The organism is Acinetobacter pittii (assembly GCF_022449185.1).
GTDB lineage: Bacteria > Pseudomonadota > Gammaproteobacteria > Pseudomonadales > Moraxellaceae > Acinetobacter > Acinetobacter pittii_I.
Genome location: NZ_JAKUKO010000004.1, coordinates 272,546 through 292,375, shown reverse-complemented (window position 1 = coordinate 292,375; position 19,830 = coordinate 272,546). Strand labels below are relative to the sequence as shown.

19 protein-coding genes are annotated in these 19,830 nt (G+C 39.4%); 6 read left to right on the top strand and 13 right to left on the bottom strand.

The genetic code is table 11. The features are described from left to right. Nucleotides 1–3: 3 nt before the first annotated feature. The gene (locus tag MKX14_RS11680) at nt 4–1,131 is read right to left on the bottom strand and encodes a Re/Si-specific NAD(P)(+) transhydrogenase subunit alpha (protein WP_240282492.1); all 1,128 of its coding nucleotides are present in this window, start codon (nt 1,129–1,131) and stop codon (nt 4–6) included. Between the two features lie 239 nt (nt 1,132–1,370). Here MKX14_RS11680 and MKX14_RS11675 point away from each other — a divergent pair, with 239 nt between their 5' ends. From MKX14_RS11675 to MKX14_RS11665, 3 genes are all read left to right on the top strand, one after another. Then, entirely contained in the window at nt 1,371–2,297 is a 927-nt protein-coding gene (locus tag MKX14_RS11675; protein ID WP_240282491.1) for a DMT family transporter, read from the top strand. Nucleotides 2,298–2,367: 70 nt separating this feature from the next. Continuing rightward, a complete protein-coding gene (locus MKX14_RS11670) occupies nt 2,368–2,778 on the top strand; it encodes a RidA family protein (protein WP_017399913.1) in 411 nt (136 codons plus the stop codon). A gap of 15 nt (nt 2,779–2,793) precedes the next feature. Further along, complete coding sequence (locus tag MKX14_RS11665) at nt 2,794–3,984, top strand: MFS transporter (protein ID WP_240282490.1); 1,191 nt, start codon at nt 2,794–2,796, stop codon at nt 3,982–3,984. Between the two features lie 34 nt (nt 3,985–4,018). Here MKX14_RS11665 and thpD read toward each other — a convergent pair whose 3' ends face one another. From thpD to MKX14_RS11640, 5 genes are all read right to left on the bottom strand, one after another. Continuing rightward, on the bottom strand, nt 4,019–4,924 hold the full coding sequence (gene thpD / locus MKX14_RS11660; protein WP_046812613.1) for an ectoine hydroxylase: 906 nt from the start codon (nt 4,922–4,924) through the stop codon (nt 4,019–4,021). A 2-nt stretch (nt 4,925–4,926) separates the two neighbouring features. Then, complete coding sequence (locus tag MKX14_RS11655; protein ID WP_004881729.1) at nt 4,927–5,340, bottom strand: ectoine synthase; 414 nt, start codon at nt 5,338–5,340, stop codon at nt 4,927–4,929. Then, complete coding sequence (ectB, locus tag MKX14_RS11650) at nt 5,337–6,656, bottom strand: diaminobutyrate--2-oxoglutarate transaminase (protein ID WP_046812614.1); 1,320 nt, start codon at nt 6,654–6,656, stop codon at nt 5,337–5,339. The genes MKX14_RS11655 and ectB overlap by 4 nt, the downstream gene beginning before the upstream one ends. Before the next feature lie 51 nt (nt 6,657–6,707). Continuing rightward, nucleotides 6,708–7,283, bottom strand: coding sequence for a diaminobutyrate acetyltransferase (gene ectA, locus MKX14_RS11645; protein ID WP_108009550.1), 576 nt, complete (start codon nt 7,281–7,283; stop codon nt 6,708–6,710). A gap of 122 nt (nt 7,284–7,405) precedes the next feature. After that, nucleotides 7,406–7,840, bottom strand: a complete 435-nt coding sequence (locus MKX14_RS11640; protein ID WP_046812617.1) for a MarR family winged helix-turn-helix transcriptional regulator — start codon at nt 7,838–7,840, stop codon at nt 7,406–7,408. Nucleotides 7,841–8,373: 533 nt separating this feature from the next. Here MKX14_RS11640 and dusA point away from each other — a divergent pair. Beyond that, nucleotides 8,374–9,393: a tRNA dihydrouridine(20/20a) synthase DusA gene (gene dusA, locus MKX14_RS11635; RefSeq protein WP_240282489.1), complete on the top strand. Its 1,020-nt coding sequence runs from the start codon at nt 8,374–8,376 to the stop codon at nt 9,391–9,393. A 334-nt stretch (nt 9,394–9,727) separates the two neighbouring features. Continuing rightward, nucleotides 9,728–10,240 carry a hypothetical protein gene (locus MKX14_RS11630; protein ID WP_133480862.1) on the top strand — a complete coding sequence of 171 codons (513 nt, stop codon included), beginning with the start codon at nt 9,728–9,730 and terminating at the stop codon, nt 10,238–10,240. 8 nt (nt 10,241–10,248) lie between these two features. Here MKX14_RS11630 and MKX14_RS11625 read toward each other — a convergent pair whose 3' ends face one another. After that, nucleotides 10,249–11,148: a LysR family transcriptional regulator gene (locus tag MKX14_RS11625; protein ID WP_240282488.1), complete on the bottom strand. Its 900-nt coding sequence runs from the start codon at nt 11,146–11,148 to the stop codon at nt 10,249–10,251. Nucleotides 11,149–11,244: 96 nt separating this feature from the next. Here MKX14_RS11625 and MKX14_RS11620 point away from each other — a divergent pair, with 96 nt between their 5' ends. Beyond that, nucleotides 11,245–11,367, top strand: a complete 123-nt coding sequence (locus MKX14_RS11620; RefSeq protein ID WP_002117232.1) for a hypothetical protein — start codon at nt 11,245–11,247, stop codon at nt 11,365–11,367. Between the two features lie 64 nt (nt 11,368–11,431). On the opposite strand, the gene MKX14_RS11615 is transcribed toward MKX14_RS11620, so the two are convergent. The 6 genes from MKX14_RS11615 to prfC form a co-directional block, all read right to left on the bottom strand. Then, complete coding sequence (locus MKX14_RS11615; protein ID WP_240282487.1) at nt 11,432–12,193, bottom strand: tRNA threonylcarbamoyladenosine dehydratase; 762 nt, start codon at nt 12,191–12,193, stop codon at nt 11,432–11,434. 332 nt (nt 12,194–12,525) lie between these two features. Beyond that, on the bottom strand, nt 12,526–15,282 hold the full coding sequence (acnA, locus tag MKX14_RS11610) for an aconitate hydratase AcnA (protein WP_240282486.1): 2,757 nt from the start codon (nt 15,280–15,282) through the stop codon (nt 12,526–12,528). A 124-nt stretch (nt 15,283–15,406) separates the two neighbouring features. After that, nucleotides 15,407–16,219 carry a TatD family hydrolase gene (locus tag MKX14_RS11605; protein WP_240282485.1) on the bottom strand — a complete coding sequence of 271 codons (813 nt, stop codon included), beginning with the start codon at nt 16,217–16,219 and terminating at the stop codon, nt 15,407–15,409. Further along, nucleotides 16,219–17,160 (bottom strand): RsiV family protein, encoded by a 942-nt coding sequence (locus tag MKX14_RS11600; protein ID WP_240282518.1) that lies wholly within the window; start codon nt 17,158–17,160, stop codon nt 16,219–16,221. The genes MKX14_RS11605 and MKX14_RS11600 overlap by 1 nt, the downstream gene beginning before the upstream one ends. Before the next feature lie 90 nt (nt 17,161–17,250). Then, nucleotides 17,251–18,093 (bottom strand): hypothetical protein, encoded by an 843-nt coding sequence (locus MKX14_RS11595; RefSeq protein WP_240282484.1) that lies wholly within the window; start codon nt 18,091–18,093, stop codon nt 17,251–17,253. 69 nt (nt 18,094–18,162) lie between these two features. Next, complete coding sequence (prfC, locus tag MKX14_RS11590) at nt 18,163–19,755, bottom strand: peptide chain release factor 3 (RefSeq protein ID WP_005066204.1); 1,593 nt, start codon at nt 19,753–19,755, stop codon at nt 18,163–18,165. Between the last annotated feature and the right edge of the window lie 75 nt (nt 19,756–19,830).

Sequence of the window (19,830 nt, the reverse complement as noted above, 5' to 3'; positions counted from 1 at the left end):
TCCTTAACCACGCTTAAGCAGTACTTGACCGCCATGAGTGACCAATAGGGCTTTTTGGATTTCGTCTTCCTGATTAATCGCAAAGTTTTTCTCTTTGTCGAATAAGGTCTCTACGAAATTAAAAACGTTACGCGCATACAATGCAGAAGCTTCTGTTGCTACAGTTGCCGGAATATTTGGAACACCCAAAATTTTCACGCCATTTTCTGTAAACACAGTCTCACCAACTTTAGAGCCTTCAACGTTACCACCAGTTTCAACAGCCATATCTAAAATGACAGAACCCGGTTTCATGTTGGCAACAGTTTCAGCTTTAATTAAACGTGGTGCATCACGACCTGGTAACAATGCAGTAGTAATCACGATGTCAGCATTAGAAACAGCTTTATCTACAATCGCAGCTTGGTCTTTGATGTATTGCTCACCCGGCATCCATCCATAACCATTTTTAGCGGCATCTGCTGCACGTTGTTGCTCTTCTTCAGACATTGGGACGTCTAACCACTTACCACCTAAAGACTCAACTTGATCTTTAGCTGTAGGACGTAAGTCTGTCGCTTCAACAATTGCACCTAAACGTTTTGCAGTTGCAATCGCCTGTAGACCAGCAACCCCAACCCCCATGATCACAACACGCGCAGGCTTTACAGTACCCGCAGCAGTCATAAGCATTGGGAACATGCGTTGATATTCAGCAGCAGCAAGTAAAACCGACTTATAACCAGCTAAGTTTGCTTGAGAGGACAACACATCCATGTTTTGTGCACGAGAAAGCGTACGAGGAAGCAGTTCTAGAGCAAAAGCAGACACTTGTTGATTCGCAAACTGATCTAGCTCGGTATTACGATAAGGATCAAACATTGCTACAACAGCGGTATTTGCTGCAAGTTTCTGAATTTCCCCGCCCTGTGGTGCGCGAACTTTCAAAATAATTTGACTACCCGTATAGGCATCATCCGTAATGGTTGCACCGACCTGTTCATAAGCACTGTCAATGTACGCAGCCTTTACACCAGCACCACGTTCAATCACAACGCTATGACCAGCGCTAATCAACTTCTTTACTGTCTCTGGCGTAGCAGCTACACGATTTTCACCGACGACAGTTTCGGTTGGGATTCCGATCTGCATGAGCGTTCCTCAAGCTAATTTCTCATTGTCAAAAACATTGCAAGCTGCAATGTTTCCCCCATGTGTATTCTTTGTACAGAATTTGGATTCTAATTGAACTTTTTTAAAATACCACCCACTATTTATTTAATAAATACCCATATTTTGAACTGATGATTCACGATATTTGTTTAGAGGTGTAACATAAGAGGATTTTTCTTTTTTTTGCAGACAATAGTCTCTCTTATACAGTCCTGTATATGAAAATTTCTTTATCTTCGTTTCAAATCGGGTCTTTTTTTGCTCTTTGCTCTGCGTTTCTATTCAGTACAAAAGCAATCTTTATTAAACAGACTTATGCCCTTTCTCCATTAGTAGACGGTACGGTCCTGATGGCTTTACGCATGTTAAGCGCTTTACCGTTCTTTCTATTAATTTGCTGGTTTAACAGGCATCATAATCAGGGCATAAAAAAGAAGGATTGGCTAATTTTAATTTTTGCCGGTCTATTAGGCTACTATTTTGCAAGTTGGCTCGATTTCATGGGCCTTATGTTTATTAGTGCCTCTTTGGAACGAATTATTCTATTTTTATATCCCACGCTTACAGTCATCGTATCAAGCTTACTCTACAAACAAAAATTAGATGTAAAAAGTTTATTTGCCATTTTTCTTAGTTATGGTGGAACGGTACTGGTTATGCTTCAGGAGCACAACAATGCACCAATTCAGGGCAACTTCTGGTTAGGAACAAGTTTCGTATTTGCAAGTGCCGTGGCTTTCGCCGGCTATTTGTTACTGACGCCACCTCTCATTAAGAAATTTGGCTCTTGGAATTTCACAGGGTTAGCCTTAACTGTGGCTTGTATCGGCACATTAACTCATTACGCATTAAGTACACCTCATCCAATTCAACTTCTATTACAACTTCCCTCTAGTGTAATTTGGTATGGCATTGGCTTAGGCTTTTTAATCACCGTGTTACCCACCGTTATGCTCATGCAAAGTATTGAACGATTAGGTGCCTCTCAATCTGCAATGATTGCTTCAATTGGACCAGTGTTAACGATTTTACTTGCTGTTGCTTTTTTAAATGAACATCTCAATATGTGGCAATGGGTCGGCTGCCTTCTTAATATTGTCGGCGTCATGATGATTACACTTAGAAAGAAAAGACTAAAACATTAAATTCTCTTGACCTCAACTTAAGTTGAGGTTGGATACTCATCTAAATTTTAATAAACGGTTGAGTTCCAACATGAGTCAAGAAACTTTTAAAATCATAAATCCATCAACTTTATATAATCCAACGCCAAACGCTTATAGTCATGTTGCTGTAGTGGAAAGCTTTAAGAATATTATTCATGTAGCAGGTCAAGGAGGCGAAAATTCCCAAGGTGAATTAAGCCCAAGTTTTGAAGAACAAGCGAACCAAGTTTTTGATAATATTCAACATGCTTTAAAAGCAGCCAATGCAGAGCTTAGCAATATTGCTGTATTGAGAGTTTTAGTTGTTGACCACTCGGTCGAAAAACATCAAATTTTGATTAAAATTATGCAAAATTTATGGAAAAATCATCCTTTTCCTGCCTGTACACTTATTCCTGTGCCGCGCCTTGCACTAGAACACATGCTTATTGAAGTTGAAGCAACGGCATACACCCAATAAAACTGAGAGAACGTCATGTCTACCCCTGAAGATATCAGTCAAAATAAACCTTTGCTTTGGTTGATGGCAGCAGCATGCGGATTATGTGCAGGTGTGAATTATTATTGTCAGCCTCTAATTCACTCTATTCAGCAAGAGTTTGCTGTAACTCAAGCACAAGCCGCTTTAACAGTGACATTTGCTCAGGTGTCTTATGCCCTCGGTTTACTCTTTATTGTCCCATTGGGTGATATTGTCAATAAAGCCAAAGCTATTCCATTTTTGATGGTGCTTTGCGCAGTTGGTCTATTTACATCTGCTTTTGCTGTGAACTTACCCATGTTGTGGATTGGTACAATTTTAGCGGGATTGTTTTCTGTTGCTGCCCAAGTCCTGATTCCACTTGCCACAATGACCGTAAAACCCGAAAAAACTGGCGAGATTATTGGTTTTTTAATGAGTGGCTTATTGGTTGGGATTTTACTCTCTACCAGTCTAGCTGGCTTATTTTCCAACCTTTTTCACTGGAAAGTAGTGTATGTCGTCAGCGGCGTATTAATGCTTCTGTTGGCATTTACCTTAAAAAGCCGCTTGCCTTATGTCTTGCGTATGAAAATGAACTATGGACAAATATTTGTTTCCATGGCTCAACTCTTAAAAGAGGAAAAGCGACTATTATTAAGAGCGCTTACAGGTGCTTTCGCCTTTGCCGCAGTAAGTATTTTGTATTCCACCATCGCCTTACTTTTGACTTCGGCACACCATTTGCCCGATCTATTTATCGGACTGGTCCCACTAGTCGGTATCTTTGGGGCATTATCAACACGCTATATTGGTAAATATGCCGACCAAGGCTACACAAAGTTACTTACGTGGATGGGTTGTGGACTGTTTTTGGTGAGCTGGCTTTGTTTCTATTTCGGACAAACCCTCCTTTCTAGTTATGTTATTGGCTTTGCTTTAATTCAATTAGCACTCGCGCTCGTTCATACCAGCAACCAGAGCATTATTTTCCGTTTACGTCCAGATGCTAAATCTCGTATTAATGCCATTTATATGACCACTTATTTTATTGGTGGCGCAGCTGGTTCAGCATTAGGAATTTTTGCTTGGAACCGTGGCGGATGGACTATGACATGTGTTGCAGGTGTTGGACTGGTTGTATTTTGTATTTTGTTTAGCTTTTTAGATAGTTATTTCAGCACATCTAAAGCCATCGTTGAGTAAGAAAAAAGCCAAGTCTCAAGACTTGGCTTTTTTCTTAAAGTTGTAAATTATTGGGTTGAATTACTTCTATATCTTCTCTAGCCGCAATAAATTCAGGTCGAGGTTTAATACCACCTAAAGGTTGCTGCAATTGATTGTCAATACTATTGTAGACAAAGAAAATATTGCTCCGAGAGAACGGTGTAATATTGCTATTTGAACCATGCATAAGGTTGCAGTCAAAGAACACAACGCTTCCAGCCAATCCTGTGCAAGAATGAATGCCACCCATATCAGCCAAATACTCTAACAAGCTACCATCTGGCACACCATATTCCTGCTTCTTCAAAGACTTTTTATAGTGCTCATCAGGTGTTTCACCTTGGCAAGAAATATAATGCTTGTGGGATCCCGGAATTACCAATAATGGCCCATTATGTTCGCTATTATCTGTTAATAAAATCGAACAACTCAACGCACGCATTCTCGGCATACCATCTTCACTATGCCAAGTTTCAAAGTCAGAATGCCAAAAGAACTCTTTGCCATGCAGACCCGGCTTATAGTTGATACGAGACTGATGCACATAAACTTCGCTGCCGAGCAATGATCGAGCAACATTAAGTACACGTTCATCTGCAACCAAGTTTTTAAACACGTCATTCAAACGATGTACATTAAAGATTGAACGCACTTCTTGGCTTTCTCGCTCAATAATCGCTTCTGGACGTTGCTGCACCGCAAAATCTTGGCGCATTTGATGCAACTCATCGAGTAAATATTTCACTTCTTCTGCACTAAACAAGTCGTCTATTTGTAAGAAACCATTGTTGGCATAGTCTTGCTTTTGCTGCTCGGAAACACCTTGTGTGATAGTTTCTTCATAGACCACAGGATCAACACGAGCCACAATTGCAGCCGAGTCATTTCGTCGAGTTAGATAAGGATTACTCATTTGCATGATTAAGCCTCCTCCTCCACTTGTTTCATCATTTGTTCAGGTGTTGCATAAACACCATCTTTGTCGTGAACTTCTGTTCCAACCAATGCAGGATTAAAGGTACACACCAGCACCAAATCCGTTTTTGCACGTAAATAGTGATTGTCATTTTTATTCAAGGCATACAATGTTCCCGGTGTAATTTTATAGACTTCACCAGAAGGGATCAGTTCAACCTCACCCTCACCTTGTACGCAATACACCGCCTCCAAATGATTTTTGTACCAAATATGCGTTTGCGTCCCTGCAAAAATAGTTGTTTCATGCATAGAAAAGCCCATACCATCTTCTTGTAAGAGTAGACGGCGGCTTGCCCAAGTTTCTGTTTGCACATCACGCTCAGTATTTAAGATATCTTGTAGTTGACGTACGATCATGAAACAGCTCCTTGTAATTTATTCATAGATTTGCTTTGAATACTCAAAGTTTTAGCGTGAGCATCATCTTGTACAACTTGCTCAATCGCTTGGGTTAGAAGGTCGATTCCTTTTTCTAAGGTTTCATTCTCAATGGTTAAGGGCGGAAGCAATTTCACCACTTCACCACGACTACCTGAAGTTTCAATCACTAAGCCTAGATTGAACGCGTGTGTCGTCACCTCATCTGCCAAGTCAGGATTTTTAAAGGCAATACCTTGCATCAAACCACGGCCACGATGTGTCAGTTCAGCTTCAGGAAATTTTTGAACGATATGCTTTAGGCGACCACTCACCAGCTCAGACTTTTGCGCTAATTCTGTTTGGAATTTTTGATCTGCCCAAAATTTTTGAATGGCTGTGGTTGCAGTAACAAATGCAAGATTATTACCACGGAACGTTCCGTTATGTTGCCCAGATTTCCAGATATCTAACGCTGGCTTGAACAACACCAAAGACATCGGCAAACCAAAGCCTGACAATGATTTAGATAAAGTCACAATATCAGGATAAATCTCAGCTTTTTCAAAACTAAAGAAACTTCCAGAACGACCACATCCTGCTTGAATATCATCCACAATTAATAATATTTTGTGCTGTTTACACAAAGTTGAAAGTTTTTTAAGCCACTGCATACTTGCTGTATTTAGACCACCTTCACCTTGTACGCATTCCACAATAATCGCAGCAGGTAAATCCACACCACTGCTTCGATCTGTGAGCAACTTATCAAGCATCGCAATGGTATCAACGTCATCACCAAAATAGCCTGCATAAGCTGCATGATGAACATTGCCTAACTCAACCCCAGCAGCTTCACGAAACTTTTGATTTCCCGTGAGTGAAAGTGCACCTAAGCTGACACCATGAAAGCCATTGGTGAAGGCAATAATGTTATGTCGCTTGGTCACGTTACGTGCGAGTTTAATTGCAGCTTCTACGGCATTGGTCCCTGTTGGACCTGTAAATTGCAATTTATAATCTAGAGCTCTTGGCTTTAAAATGTATTGCTCAAAAGTCTCAATAAATGCCTTCTTTGCAGAGGTCGCCATGTCCAAACCATGCACAATTCCATCCTGCATCAGATAGTCAATCGCAGCTTGCTTTAAGACTGGATTGTTATGTCCATAATTTAATGTGCCTGCACCCGCCAAAAAGTCGATGTAGTGCTTATTTTTCTCATCTACTAAAACTGCATTTTTTGCAGTTTTAAAAACTGTAGGAAAAGAATGGATATAGCCGCGTACTTCAGACTCTAATCGGCTGAAAATATTCATGAATCACTCCGAGTGAATGTAAAACAACAAGTTCAACGTTTTAACGGTTGATCAATTCCAATCCCAACGCCCTAATGTGTAGAGATCTTCAGGTTCATGTTGTGTTTCAAAAGGTTCTGGTTCTAAGGGTTGCAACGCCTGTTTTGATAAAAATGGACTGACTTTACAATCAACATCAAAACGGGAAGCGAAACTGCGGAAAAGATTTTGAGAGGCTTTGTTGCTTGGTGAAATTGTTGTTTTTAATCGTTTTAATTGGCGGGGTTCTAGGCATTGTTCTCTAACATTATCAAGGAGTAAGGAGCCTATACCTTTTCCTTGCTCTGTGGGCGAGACTGCGATCTGCCACAAGAAATAAGTATCAGGTTCTTCAGGACAAATATATCCCGTGACAACACCACAAATCTGTTCCTTATGATCATAGGCGACAAGACATGTATCTGTATGATGCTCAGCAAGTAATGCATAAGCGTAGAGTGAGTTTAAATCCAAAGATGGACAAGATTGAATCAAGGCATGAACTTCTCGCACATCTTGTGGCTGAAAATTACGCACATTGTATTGATTCAATTGATGAATAATTGATTGTTTCGTCGAACGTAGCGACTGTCTTGATAAAGCTTCCACGCTATCTCCTTTTGTATTTCCATACTCGGCATACTCAAGTTAAGTGTGGTATCAGGAAAGCTTATTTATATTGTTAGAAAATAATCAAATCTTTATCTGTATAATCTTGCTTTCTACTGGCTTTAATTTGGAACTTTTGCCTCTAGTAACTGGGCAAACTGCTCTAACGAAATAATGAGACTTTGGCGCTCATCATTGGTTAAAGCTTGTAAAGCCAGTGAAAAACCTTCTGGTAATGCAGATGGTGATTGATTAAGTAATTGCTCACCTTTTGAAGTCAGGCTGACACGTACATGTCGACGGTCTTGTGTATCCCTCATACGCAATACCAACCCTTTTTCTTCTAGGCGATCAACAATTCCAACAACCGTACTTGGGCTTACAAAAATTGCTTTACCTATTGCAGACATGCTGCAAGGACCAATTTTTGCAATTGTCATCAGAGCAACTAATTGTGGTGTAGTGATGTGGTGAAGTTGAGACAATCGTTTGGAATAAAGCTCCACACATTGTTCTATCCGCCGAACACTTTGTAAAACACGTACAGCATCATCCATCATAATCACGCACAAAAAAAGCTAAACACACTATTTTAGTACGCCACACATGATGTTGTCTGTATTTTAATGGAAAATTCCCACGCTATTTATCGCTCTTTATGTCTAAACCAAATACTTTTCTTCCTGATCCCATGAGTGGAAATCATTATAGGGAGCGAATATTTTTTCTTCAAATTAATTGAGATGAAATAGTTTGAATTGAAACTATTATTGTATAAAATAATTAAAATTATTTATAAAAATCAATATTATATAATTTGTGTAATTTTATGTAATGAGACAAAATACAAATTTGAGCAAATATTAATCTATTCAATATTCATGCCAGCATTGAATTTTTTGCTAAATTCTAGCATTTCAGTATAATTCAGCTCCTACTTTTTTAATCTATTTTCAGAATTTTCTGATTTATCGCAGTCACTTGAATTGATGTATGAGAAGAATTCTTCGAGCTCATATATTCAGCGCATAAAGTTGATTGATAAAATACAGATCCGACTCTCCTCTCTTATGATTCTATTGGTGTTCAAATGTCTGATATTCAAAATAATGTAATCGAAGAAATACATCCAAGAATATCCGTCGCTCCGATGATGGATTGGACAACCAAAGATTACCGTTTTTTTGCGCGCTTGTTTAACCCAAATGTTGTGCTATACACCGAAATGGTGACCACAGGTGCGATTCTTTTTGGCGATGCTAAACGCCATTTAGACTACAGTGCACAAGAGCATCCTATTGTATTACAGTTAGGCGGCTCAAACCCACAAGAGCTTGCCACATGCACAAAAATGGCTGAAGACTGGGGTTATGACGAAGTCAACCTAAATGTAGGCTGCCCAAGTGACCGTGTACAGAACAATAAAATCGGTGCATGTTTAATGGCAGAGCCAGACTTGGTTGCTGAATGCATTCACAGCATGCAAAAAGCCGTCAATATTCCGGTAACAGTTAAGCACCGTATCGGTATTGATGACATGCAGTCTTACGAAGAAATGCTACATTTCGTAGATACTGTCGCTGCAACAGGTTGTACGTATTTTGTTGTGCATGCCCGTATTGCGATATTGAAAGGTTTGTCTCCAAAAGAAAACCGAGAAGTCCCTCCTTTACGCTACGAAGATGTATACCGCTTAAAGCAAGAACGCCCCCATCTAACCATTGAAATTAACGGCGGAATTAAAACTTTTGCCGAAACTCAAGCTCATTTACAACATGTTGATGGTGTCATGATTGGCCGTGAAGCCTATCACAACCCTTACCTACTTGCTGAGCTCGGCCAGCTTTGGAATTTAGAAGCACCAGATCGATTCGATATTATGGAACAAATGCTGCCTTATATTGAGCAACGCATGGCTGAAGGTGCTCCCCTTTCAATCATTACACGTCATATTTTAGGTTTATTCCAAAACTTACCGGGTGCTCGTAAATGGCGCCAAGCACTAAGTGGTGGAAATGCAAAGACTTTAGCTGATGTTGAAAATGCCATTCAAAACATGCGAGCAGCCATGATTCGCACTGAAGAATATGTAAAAGAGCAGCAGGTTTAAGTTGGCGACGACTTCTTAAATTGTAAGAAAATGTGGCATTTTAAATCAGAGACTTAGATTTTGAGTATATTCGCAAATGTTGGAACAAAATATTCAAATTTAAGCTCTGATTAGTTATTTATTTACAATGATATCAATAATTTAAATTTCACTATTTTTGACCATCTCTTTTGATAAGTATCTTTTCACTCCAAGGCAGATACCTCTGGAAAAAAGATACGTTATTACATAACATAAACAAAACTTTTAAGATACGCCTATTAGTATCTCTGAACGCCACAGGTAGGTGGTGATTTTTTAATATGGATATAGGTAGCACGGTAGAGATTTCACGATGATTATTTATGACGGACAAGTAGCTGATAATTACATGTATCAGGATTCAAATCAGGCAGCCATTGTTGTATCGCACAGCGCACCCAGCCTACCTTATCCTTTCACCATGAAACCCAATAATCATCAAACTCAAACTTCAACCAACCCACCCATCGATGTAGAAAAGTTTGTAGAAAAATTAGAAAGCGTTACTTCTAGACGCAGTAAAGCTAGATGCGCACGTAGTATCCGTCTTGCACTCGAATCTGCTGGTGCGAATGTTGAAAACCATCCAATCGCAGCTTCAGATTGGGGCGATACTCTCAAAAAGATTGGCTATAAACAAATTGATCCAGCCTTCGACGAACCTCAAGAAGGTGACATTTATATCATTCACAGAACCCGCAACCACATTTATGGACACATCGCAGGGTACACCGGAAGTGAATGGGTCTCTGACTTCAAACAAAATAGCTATGACGTCTATAAAGATGATAACGTCACTTATACTTACTATAGATTAGCTGCCTAATCAATTTTCTAAGATTGAAAAATTTGGTGAATGCGTTCGGCACAATGCTGAATTATTTCATCATTATCTTTTCTATAGATCAAAACCACTTCAGAAACTGATAACTGATCGGTTAAAGGTAATAGTTTCACGTGAGCTGGCAAAATCTGCTGAAACTCTTTGGGCACAATACTTATCCCTAAATTTGCTGCCACAAGTTGTAATTGTGAGATCTTACGCGACTGGATTGGAGCTTTAGGTGGGTTAAAACCTGCGGCTAAACATAGATTTGAAACTAAATAGCTTAATCCACCTCTTTTAGAATGGGGTGTAGAAACGAAGTATTCATCTTTTAAATCTCTGACTTCGACCTTCTCTTTATTTAGAAACTTAGCATGATCAATGTGCACAGCCACCATTAAAGGTTCTTTATATAATTTAATAACATTGACGTCATCTAATATGTGCCGAACTGGTGGTCTAATCAAACCAATATCAATTTCCCCATTCAGTAAAGCCAAAATCTGATGCTCAGATGACAAGGTATTGATCTCAAAATTGATTTGTTGCGTTAAGCTAATTTCTTTTAATATCTGAACCTTTTTATCATCCATAATAATACTGCTCGAATGAGCAATTTTAATCTGACGATTTTTTCCTTCCGCAATATCCTTAGAAACTGCAATGATTTCATTTAAATAATGCATATTATCTTTTATTTTTTTATAGAAAACTTCTCCTGCCAATGTGAGTTTTGCTCTTTTATCCGTGCGATCAAACAACTGAAAACCAATTTCTTCTTCTAATAGTTTCATTTGTCGACTTAAAGCAGACTGAGCAATGAATAATTTCTCTGAAGCAGCAGTGAAACTCCCTTCTTCAACAATTTTTATAAAATATTGAAATTGTTTTAATGTGAGCATAACCATCTCAAAATTAGATTATTAGGTCTATTTTCTATATTAGATTAGATGAATATCCTTGACTAGAATTTTATCAAGACCATTCAATTGATTGAATTATTCATGAAGTATTTAAAAGGGTTTGTCATTTTCACCGTTGTTGTTCTAATTTTATGGTGCTTTAAATTTTATGATCAGCAACTACCCACACAGCCCCAGCAAGACAACATAGAGCTGTATGATTAAATAGTTTCTCTCAAAAATAAAAAGGCATGCACTCACATAAGCACATGCCTTTTCAATATTTAAATTAAGCTTTCTTTAAATCAAGCTTTTTCAAAACTTCAGCCACAGCAATCATCGCAAAGCTTGAAGTCACCACTACCGCTGAACCATAGCCACCACAACGTAAGCCCGCCGATGGGCAAACATCTGCACTAGAAAATGGATTATCGATTGAGTAAATACAGGTAATACCAAATTTCTCTTTTGGCTTTTTACAGATGCCTCGAGCACGAAGTTGACTACGTAGCTTCGCTAACATCGGATCTTGTTCTGTTTTTGATAAATCCGCCACACGAATTTTAAGTGGATCGAGCTTACCACCTGCCCCACCCGACACAATCAAAGAAATCTTATTAAAACGACAATGCAGCATTAAAGCCAGTTTTGCTTTAACGTCATCGATGCAGTCTAAAACAATGTCTGGTACAGGGTTTAAAAGCTCTGTGACATTTTCAGGCGTTAAGAAGTCATCAATAATATTTACTTTAATACGTGGGTTAATTTGACGACAACGCTCCGCCATAATTTCAACTTTTTCACAGCCCAGAGTTGAGGTCATTGCAGGTAGCTGACGGTTTACATTTGACGCTGCAACCACATCCATATCGACTAATGTAATCTCACCAATACCTGTACGCGCTAAAGCTTCTACCGCCCAACTGCCGACCCCACCAATACCAATCACCATCACATGACTTTTTTCATAGTGCTGGAACGATGAATCACCATAAATTTTGGCTACACCTGCAAAACGGCGGTCATATTCATCTTGTTGAAGATCGGTCATTGCTACTCTTAGTGGATATAAAACACAGGAGGTATTTTACTGCTTTTCAGAAGAAAGTGTATTTTAGATCAAAGAAAACTTGAGACTGTAATATTTAAACTCACGACAAGTCTTATGATTATTAATCAAATTATACGGCTTAAGATTTAAACTATTGATTACTAGTGTGGCAGGCGGCATGGATGCCGCTCAGTTGGGCTGCGGTATAAGGACATACCGTCAGCCCGACAAAGGATTTTTGTTACTTTTTATCCTTAAAAAGTAAGGATATGGCTATATACCCAACATTAGTTCATTCATATTTATTACAAGGCTGTACAAGCTTAGCCAATTTATGAAGCAATCAAATTTCGCAGTACATAATGCAAAATACCACCCACCTTAAAGTACTCAACCTCATTTAACGTATCAATTCGACATAACACATTAAAATGACTTGCTACCCCATTTGGCCCTTTTACATCAACCTCAAGAATTTGATGAGGCTGAACGCCATCAGACAAACCTCGAATTGATATCACCTCATGACCAGTTAAGTTGAGCGACTGTCGAGTTTGTCCATCAACAAACTGTAGTGGCAACACGCCCATACCCACCAAGTTTGAACGGTGAATACGTTCAAAGCTCTCAGCAATCACGGCCTTCACGCCTAATAAATTTGTTCCTTTGGCTGCCCAGTCACGTGAAGAACCTGTTCCATATTCTTTACCAGCAATAATCACAAGCGGTGTATGTTCTTGTTGGTAACGCATTGCGGCATCATAAATAGCGAGCTTTTCACCACTTGGTACATGAATGGTATTACCACCCTCTTCACCGCCGAGCATTTCGTTTTTAATACGAATGTTGGCAAAAGTACCTCGCATCATCACTTCATGATTACCGCGTCGAGAACCATAGGAGTTAAAGTCTTTTGGCTCAACACCTTGCTCTTGTAAATATCGACCTGCTGGGCTGTCTTTTTTGATATTACCCGCTGGTGAAATATGGTCAGTCGTTACCGAGTCACCTAGCACTGCCAAAATACGTGCCTGTTCAATATTTTTAATCGGTTTTGGCGGTTCACCAATTCCTTCAAAGAATGGCGGGTGACGAATATAAGTCGAATCATCCGCCCATTCATAAGTTTTACTCTTTGGAATCTGGATTGATTGCCAACTTTCATCGCCATCAAACACAGCAGCATATTCTTTGTGGAACATGTCGGTATTTACTTTCTGTAAGACAGCATCAATCTCTGCCTGACTTGGCCAGATATCTTTTAAATAGACAGGTTGTCCATCTTTACCTTGCCCAATAGGTTGCGTAGTCAAATCGGTACGAATATTACCAACTAAACCATATGCCACTACCAAAGGTGGCGAAGCAAGCCAGTTTGTTTTAACTAATGGATGTACGCGTCCTTCAAAGTTACGGTTACCAGAAAGTACAGAGGCAACATTCAAGTCATGGCATTGAATTGCATCTTCCACTGGCTCAGGTAGTGGACCTGAGTTACCAATACAGGTTGTACAACCATATCCCACCAAGTTATAGCCCAACTCATCTAAATATGGCGTAAGCCCAGCAGCCAGCAAATAGTCAGTCACGACTTTAGAACCCGGTGCAAGAGAGCTTTTCACCCACGGTTTACGCTGTAAGCCTTTTTCAATCGCTTTTTTAGCAAGCAACCCTGCTGCCAGCATTACACTCGGGTTAGAAGTATTGGTACAAGATGTAATGGCCGAAATAACAACATCACCATGATTTAATGGATATTCTTTTCCTTCAATCACGCAAGATGGACTTTCATGTTGAATATTTGCTTTTTTTGCCTCGACAGCAGTACCACCGCCGCCTTCATTTTCTAAACGCTCTTTAGCTTCTTTCGCTGGTTTAAGCGTTAATTCCATGAGTGCATTAAAGGTTTTAGGTACTTCTGATAAAAGCACGCGATCTTGTGGACGTTTTGGACCTGCCAAACTTGCCTGAACTGTACTCATATCAAGACTTAAAGTATCGGTGAAAACAGGTTCATCACCCGCATTACGCCATAAACCTTGCGCTTTGCTATACGCTTCGACTAGTTCAATACGATCACTTTGACGGCCAGTTAATTTCAAATAACCCAAAGTCACTTCATCAATCGGGAAGAAACCACAAGTCGCACCATATTCCGGCGCCATGTTGGCGATGGTCGCTCGGTCAGCCAGTGGTAAATCGGCTAAACCATCTCCATAAAACTCTACAAATTTCCCCACAACTCCTTTTTGACGGAGCATTTGAGTAATGGTCAACACCAAGTCAGTTGCAGTAATCCCTTCTGGTAGTTTTCCTGTCAATTTAAAACCAATAACTTCAGGAATCAGCATAGAAATCGGTTGGCCCAGCATAGCCGCTTCGGCCTCAATACCCCCTACACCCCAACCTAAAACACCTAAACCATTAATCATGGTGGTATGTGAGTCTGTACCCACTAAAGTATCGGGGAAAGCAAAAGTCTGACCATTATCTTCACCTAGCCACACCGCTTGAGCCAAATATTCTAAATTGACCTGATGACAAATCCCCGTACCCGGTGGCACTACACTAAAGTTATTAAATGCAGATTGTCCCCAACGTAAAAATTGATATCGCTCACCATTACGTTGCATCTCGATTTGTACGTTTTCTTCAAATGCCTGATCATCGGCAAAATAGTCGACCATGACAGAATGATCAATCACCAAATCAACAGGAGATAATGGATTAATTTTTTCAGGATCACCGCCCGCTTGTGCCATCGCTGCTCGCATTGCGGCTAAATCAACGACCGCTGGCACACCCGTAAAATCTTGCATTAAAACCCGCGCAGGTCGATATTGAATTTCCTGATCTGAGGTGCGGCTTTTTAGCCATTCTGCTAAAGCATGGATGTGTTCCGTTTTAACGCTATGCTGATCTTCAAACCGTAATAAGTTTTCCAATAATACTTTTAAAGATTTCGGCAGTTTGGCAATATCCCCTAGCGTTTTCTCTGCTTGGGCTAAGCTAAAAATCTGATAATTGCTGGAACCTACTGTTAGCGTCTGTAAAGCATTAAAACTATTAATATTGCTATACTTAGCCATTGGGTTATCCTCCCACGTCTGGCAATGTTATTTTTCACGTTTTTACATGTTGTTTTCTTACTTTAAGCTTCTTTTTTAATCGCTGTGTTTTGTTTTAGTTAATATTTTTAATCTTTGATTTTTATTACGATAATTTCAATGCAGTAAGAGAGTTTTTCCACAGTAACTCAGCCAAATCTGGCTCTGGCATATTTAAATTTTCAGCCAAACTTTGTAAAACATAAGGCAAATTAACAGGCGTATTACGAGTCCGCTGTTCTGTTGAGGTTTGACAGCAAAGCGGTGTCATATCTGGACAATCTGTTTCAATCACCAAGTGACCTGCACCTATAGCCTGCACAACAGTATGAAGTTTTTTCGCATTCGGGTTGGTGATCTGCCCCGTCACACCAATTTTAAAACCAAGCTTAATAAGACCCTTTGCCTCTTCTACTCCACCACTAAAGGCATGAGCAATTCCGCCAAATTTAAATTTTTGAGCTTTTAATATAGCAAGCACATCACCATGCGCTTTTCGAATGTGGAGTAACACTGGTTTTTGGTATTGGGCTGCTAGCTCTAACTGATCTGCAAAATATTGTTTTTGCTTTGCATATACATCTGGCTGCTTATGTTCTTTTAAGAAAGTATCTAAGCCAATTTCACCTACAGCCACGCAGTTTTCTTGCTGCAAGATATGTTCAAGATGAGTCAAATGCTCTGGTTGATGCTGTTCAATATAAAATGGGTGTAAGCCTGGTGCTAAATAAGAAGTAGGCACATTTTCCCAACTTTTTAACTGATGATGAATCTGCACCAGCTCATCAAAACGTGACTGCACAAACCCAATTAAGACTAATGCATCAACTCCAGCTTTTTTAGCATTAAATGCTAACTGCTGCCGATCTTCATCAAAATCGGCAACATCGAAATGGGTATGGGTATCAAACAAATGCATTAGCCAGCACTTTTTGCAACTGGTGCCGAAGCAGGTTTGGCTTTAGGCTGTGGCAAATATTCTTCTTTCAACACATCTTGCAATTGGTCATAAGGAATGACTAATCGAGGGAGTCCAACCACATATGGTCCAATTTCATACTCACCGTATTGAAGGATTAAACCTTGCTCACCCAACAAGAAGTTATTAGATAATTTAAATGGCCATGCTTGTTCATAGTCAGCAACATTATCAGCCAATTTAGAATCCATCACCCATGTCTTAAAGGCTTCATGGGCTAACTTCTCTAAAGTTGCTTTTTGCTGAGGACGTAATAAATCTTCAAGCTTAATTTGCTTTTGCTCTTTTAAATCAAAATTATAATAATACTGTGCAGCAGAGCCATGAGCTCCACCTAAATAACTACTACTGTTAAGCACTACAGTTACAACTTTACCTTGAGCCTGCAAAATCTTAGGTTTAACTAAAAGATTAATCTGATGATTACTACTTAAAGCTTTTAACTCATTATCTAAATCAATAAATGAATTTGCATAGCGTTGCACCTGTGCATCAAAACTATTTTTTTGCTCTGCACCCGCCACTGCTGAAGCTTCTGCTTTTTGTTCCGTTTGCGTACCCTTAGCATCAGGTTCAGCAATTTCTAAAATTTGATTTAGTGTACTTAAGATTTGTTGATCTAGAATTTTGTCAATAAATGGAAAATTACTCTGCAAACGTTCAACTGTGAATTCTGGACAAGTTTTACCATCACAATCAGGTAAAACCACCTTACTAGGAATTGTTTCACCCTTCAAAGTCAACTCTACTGGCTTTTGTTCCTCGACTGCTGGTTTCTGCTGCTCTTGAGAATCCTTAGGATCAGCTTTAGGTTGGCATGCTGCCAAAAATATAGCAGAAGCAAGCAAAGTTAATCGCAGTGAAGCTTTAGAAGATAACATCATATTTTGCCTTTTATTCTAAGGAGATTACGCTATGCCTTTCTAAGAAATTAGCGCATATAAATAGAGGTTGCAAATTCTGCTACCATCTTAAAACATTTGTTCATAAACCTCGGGTTGTAATATTTTTTTGGTCTGTTCTTTAGATAAATAAATATCGAGCTGTGGAGCTTCTTTAGTAATCTGGTTTGCCTGATAATGTAAGCCAACCCCTTCACCATCAAAGAACCAATCTGCCTGCCCCCAATATAAAGTTTTTGGTGCTTCTTTTTTTATGTCAGCAGTCTGCTTTTTTAACCAGTCTTGATAGGCCACCTGCACCATTTGATGCACAGCTGTTTGCTGATCCTTTTTTAAAACATCTAACAAAGTTAAGCTCTTATGCAGTTTTCGGTCGGCCACAAAAAAGTAATAGCGATCTTTGATCGTGAGCTCTTCTTGCTTGGTATCAAGTCCTAATTGCAATAAAACGTATTGGTTACGCTGCGATGCAATACGGGTATGAAGATGCAATTCGTAAGCCCGATTCTTTGAATATTTATCTTGCCATTCATCAGACTTTTTAACATAAGCATTAATGGCTTGCTGCAAACTTAAGTCTTTTTTCAAATCAATTTGATCTTGAATTACCTTAGCCTGACTTTTCGCGATCCATTCATTTAGCCATGCATCTTGGGTCTTTATCGTTTGAATATCGACATCAATACAATTTTTCTTCTCACAAAATGGTAAAGCATAATCAGCTTTTACTTGCTGCAAGTTTAGAAATGGTAGTACTTCAGCTTTCTCTATATTTTGATTTTGGGTAGAAGCCGATTTCATTTGAGAAGATGATGAAGGTTGAGAGCTTTTCCAGACAAAAAGGCAAATAGCCAAAAGTAATATGATTACCGCAACTAAAAGTGCAATAGCTGTCTTTCTATTCAAATTCATTTCATCATCCTTTCTTATTTTTCAAAACAAAACAGCTTCTGTTCGAAGCTGTCTGTCAAATCTTAAAGATTAGTGTTCACGTGTGTTACGGAACTGAATATCAGGCCAACGCTCTTGCATAATCTGCAAGTTGACACGACTTGGTGCAAGATAAGTTAAGTGACCACCACCATCGATAGAAAGCTGATCATGCGCTTTTTTCTTAAATTCATTGAGAATCTTGTCATCATCACAATGAATCCAACGAACCGTATTAACACTTACAGGCTCATACACACAGTCAACTTTGTATTCTTCTTTCAGACGGTAAGCAACAACGTCAAACTGAAGTACACCAACTGCGCCCACGATCAAATCATTGCTAATTTGTGGCATAAATACCTGAGTTGCACCTTCTTCTGACAACTCTTTCAAACCTTTTTGCAATTGTTTTGATTTTAATGGATCTTTCAAACGCACACGACGGAACATCTCTGGTGCGAAGTGAGGAATACCTGTGAAATGTAGATTTTCACCACTTGTGAAAGTATCACCAATTTGAATTGTGCCGTGGTTATGCAAACCAATAATATCACCTGGCCACGCTTCTTCTAAGTGCTCACGCTCACCCGCAAGGAATGTCAATGCATCACTAATACGAACATCTTTACCAATACGTACATGATTCATCTTCAAACCTTTCTCGTATTTACCTGAGCAAATACGCATAAAGGCAATACGGTCACGGTGTTTCGGATCCATGTTGGCTTGAATTTTAAAGACGAAACCAGAAAAACCTTCTTCTTTAGCATCGACAACACGCTCTTGTGTTGGATGCGCTTTAGGTTCTGGTGCCCAATTCATAAATGCGTCTAACACGTGGTCAACACCAAAGTTACCTAATGCTGTACCAAATAGAACTGGAGTTTGTTTACCTTGTAAAAATAATTCGCGGTCCAAAGGCTCATTCGCCATTTGTACGAGCTCAAGTGACTCTTCAAAAGACGCCCAAGCCAGCTCACCTACTTTTTCACGGATATCTGCATGGTCATAACCATCGCGCACTTCAATATCTGTAATGGTGGAACCAAAACCTGCTTTGTAGACATACAATTTGTTTTCAAGAATGTTGTATACACCAGCAAAATCACGCCCCATCCCTAATGGCCATGTAATTGGTACACAGCGAATATTGAGGACGTTCTCAATTTCATCCAGCAACTCAAGTGGTTCACGAATCTCACGATCCATCTTGTTTACAAATGAAATAATCGGAGTGTCACGCATACGACAAACTTCCATCAATTTGATGGTACGTTCTTCGACACCTTTTGCACCATCAATCACCATTAACGCAGAGTCAACTGCAGTTAGGGTACGATAAGTATCTTCAGAGAAGTCTTCATGTCCCGGTGTATCAAGTAAGTTAATAGTGTGACCTTTATAAGGGAACTGCATAACAGAAGTGGTAATGGAAATTCCACGCTCTTTTTCCATTTCCATCCAGTCAGATGTAGCTGCGCGATCAGATTTACGGCTTTTTACCATCCCTGCAACCTGAATTGCTTTACCCCATAACAGTAATTTCTCTGTCATAGTCGTTTTACCGGCATCGGGGTGGGAAATGATGGCAAATGTGCGGCGTTGAGCAACCTGTGCCGCTAACTCATCTTTAAAACTCATGAAATACACCTACTGCGGAGATTGCAGTGCCAAAGACCTAAAGTCGATCAAAATAAAAATTGGCGTAATTGTAGC

Excerpts from the sequence above, each read along its gene's own strand:
- MKX14_RS11680 (WP_240282492.1), bottom strand. The coding sequence starts at position 1,131 with ATGCAGATCGGAATCCCAACCGAAACTGTCGTCGGTGAAAATCGTGTA.
- MKX14_RS11675 (WP_240282491.1), top strand. The coding sequence starts at position 1,371 with ATGAAAATTTCTTTATCTTCGTTTCAAATCGGGTCTTTTTTTGCTCTT.
- MKX14_RS11670 (WP_017399913.1), top strand. The coding sequence starts at position 2,368 with ATGAGTCAAGAAACTTTTAAAATCATAAATCCATCAACTTTATATAAT.
- MKX14_RS11665 (WP_240282490.1), top strand. The coding sequence starts at position 2,794 with ATGTCTACCCCTGAAGATATCAGTCAAAATAAACCTTTGCTTTGGTTG.
- thpD (WP_046812613.1), bottom strand. The coding sequence starts at position 4,924 with ATGCAAATGAGTAATCCTTATCTAACTCGACGAAATGACTCGGCTGCA.
- MKX14_RS11655 (WP_004881729.1), bottom strand. The coding sequence starts at position 5,340 with ATGATCGTACGTCAACTACAAGATATCTTAAATACTGAGCGTGATGTG.
- ectB (WP_046812614.1), bottom strand. The coding sequence starts at position 6,656 with ATGAATATTTTCAGCCGATTAGAGTCTGAAGTACGCGGCTATATCCAT.
- MKX14_RS11640 (WP_046812617.1), bottom strand. The coding sequence starts at position 7,840 with ATGGATGATGCTGTACGTGTTTTACAAAGTGTTCGGCGGATAGAACAA.
- dusA (WP_240282489.1), top strand. The coding sequence starts at position 8,374 with ATGTCTGATATTCAAAATAATGTAATCGAAGAAATACATCCAAGAATA.
- MKX14_RS11630 (WP_133480862.1), top strand. The coding sequence starts at position 9,728 with ATGATTATTTATGACGGACAAGTAGCTGATAATTACATGTATCAGGAT.
- MKX14_RS11625 (WP_240282488.1), bottom strand. The coding sequence starts at position 11,148 with ATGGTTATGCTCACATTAAAACAATTTCAATATTTTATAAAAATTGTT.
- MKX14_RS11620 (WP_002117232.1), top strand. The coding sequence starts at position 11,245 with ATGAAGTATTTAAAAGGGTTTGTCATTTTCACCGTTGTTGTTCTAATT.
- MKX14_RS11615 (WP_240282487.1), bottom strand. The coding sequence starts at position 12,193 with ATGACCGATCTTCAACAAGATGAATATGACCGCCGTTTTGCAGGTGTA.
- acnA (WP_240282486.1), bottom strand. The coding sequence starts at position 15,282 with ATGGCTAAGTATAGCAATATTAATAGTTTTAATGCTTTACAGACGCTA.
- MKX14_RS11605 (WP_240282485.1), bottom strand. The coding sequence starts at position 16,219 with ATGCATTTGTTTGATACCCATACCCATTTCGATGTTGCCGATTTTGAT.
- MKX14_RS11600 (WP_240282518.1), bottom strand. The coding sequence starts at position 17,160 with ATGTTATCTTCTAAAGCTTCACTGCGATTAACTTTGCTTGCTTCTGCT.
- MKX14_RS11595 (WP_240282484.1), bottom strand. The coding sequence starts at position 18,093 with ATGAATTTGAATAGAAAGACAGCTATTGCACTTTTAGTTGCGGTAATC.
- prfC (WP_005066204.1), bottom strand. The coding sequence starts at position 19,755 with ATGAGTTTTAAAGATGAGTTAGCGGCACAGGTTGCTCAACGCCGCACA.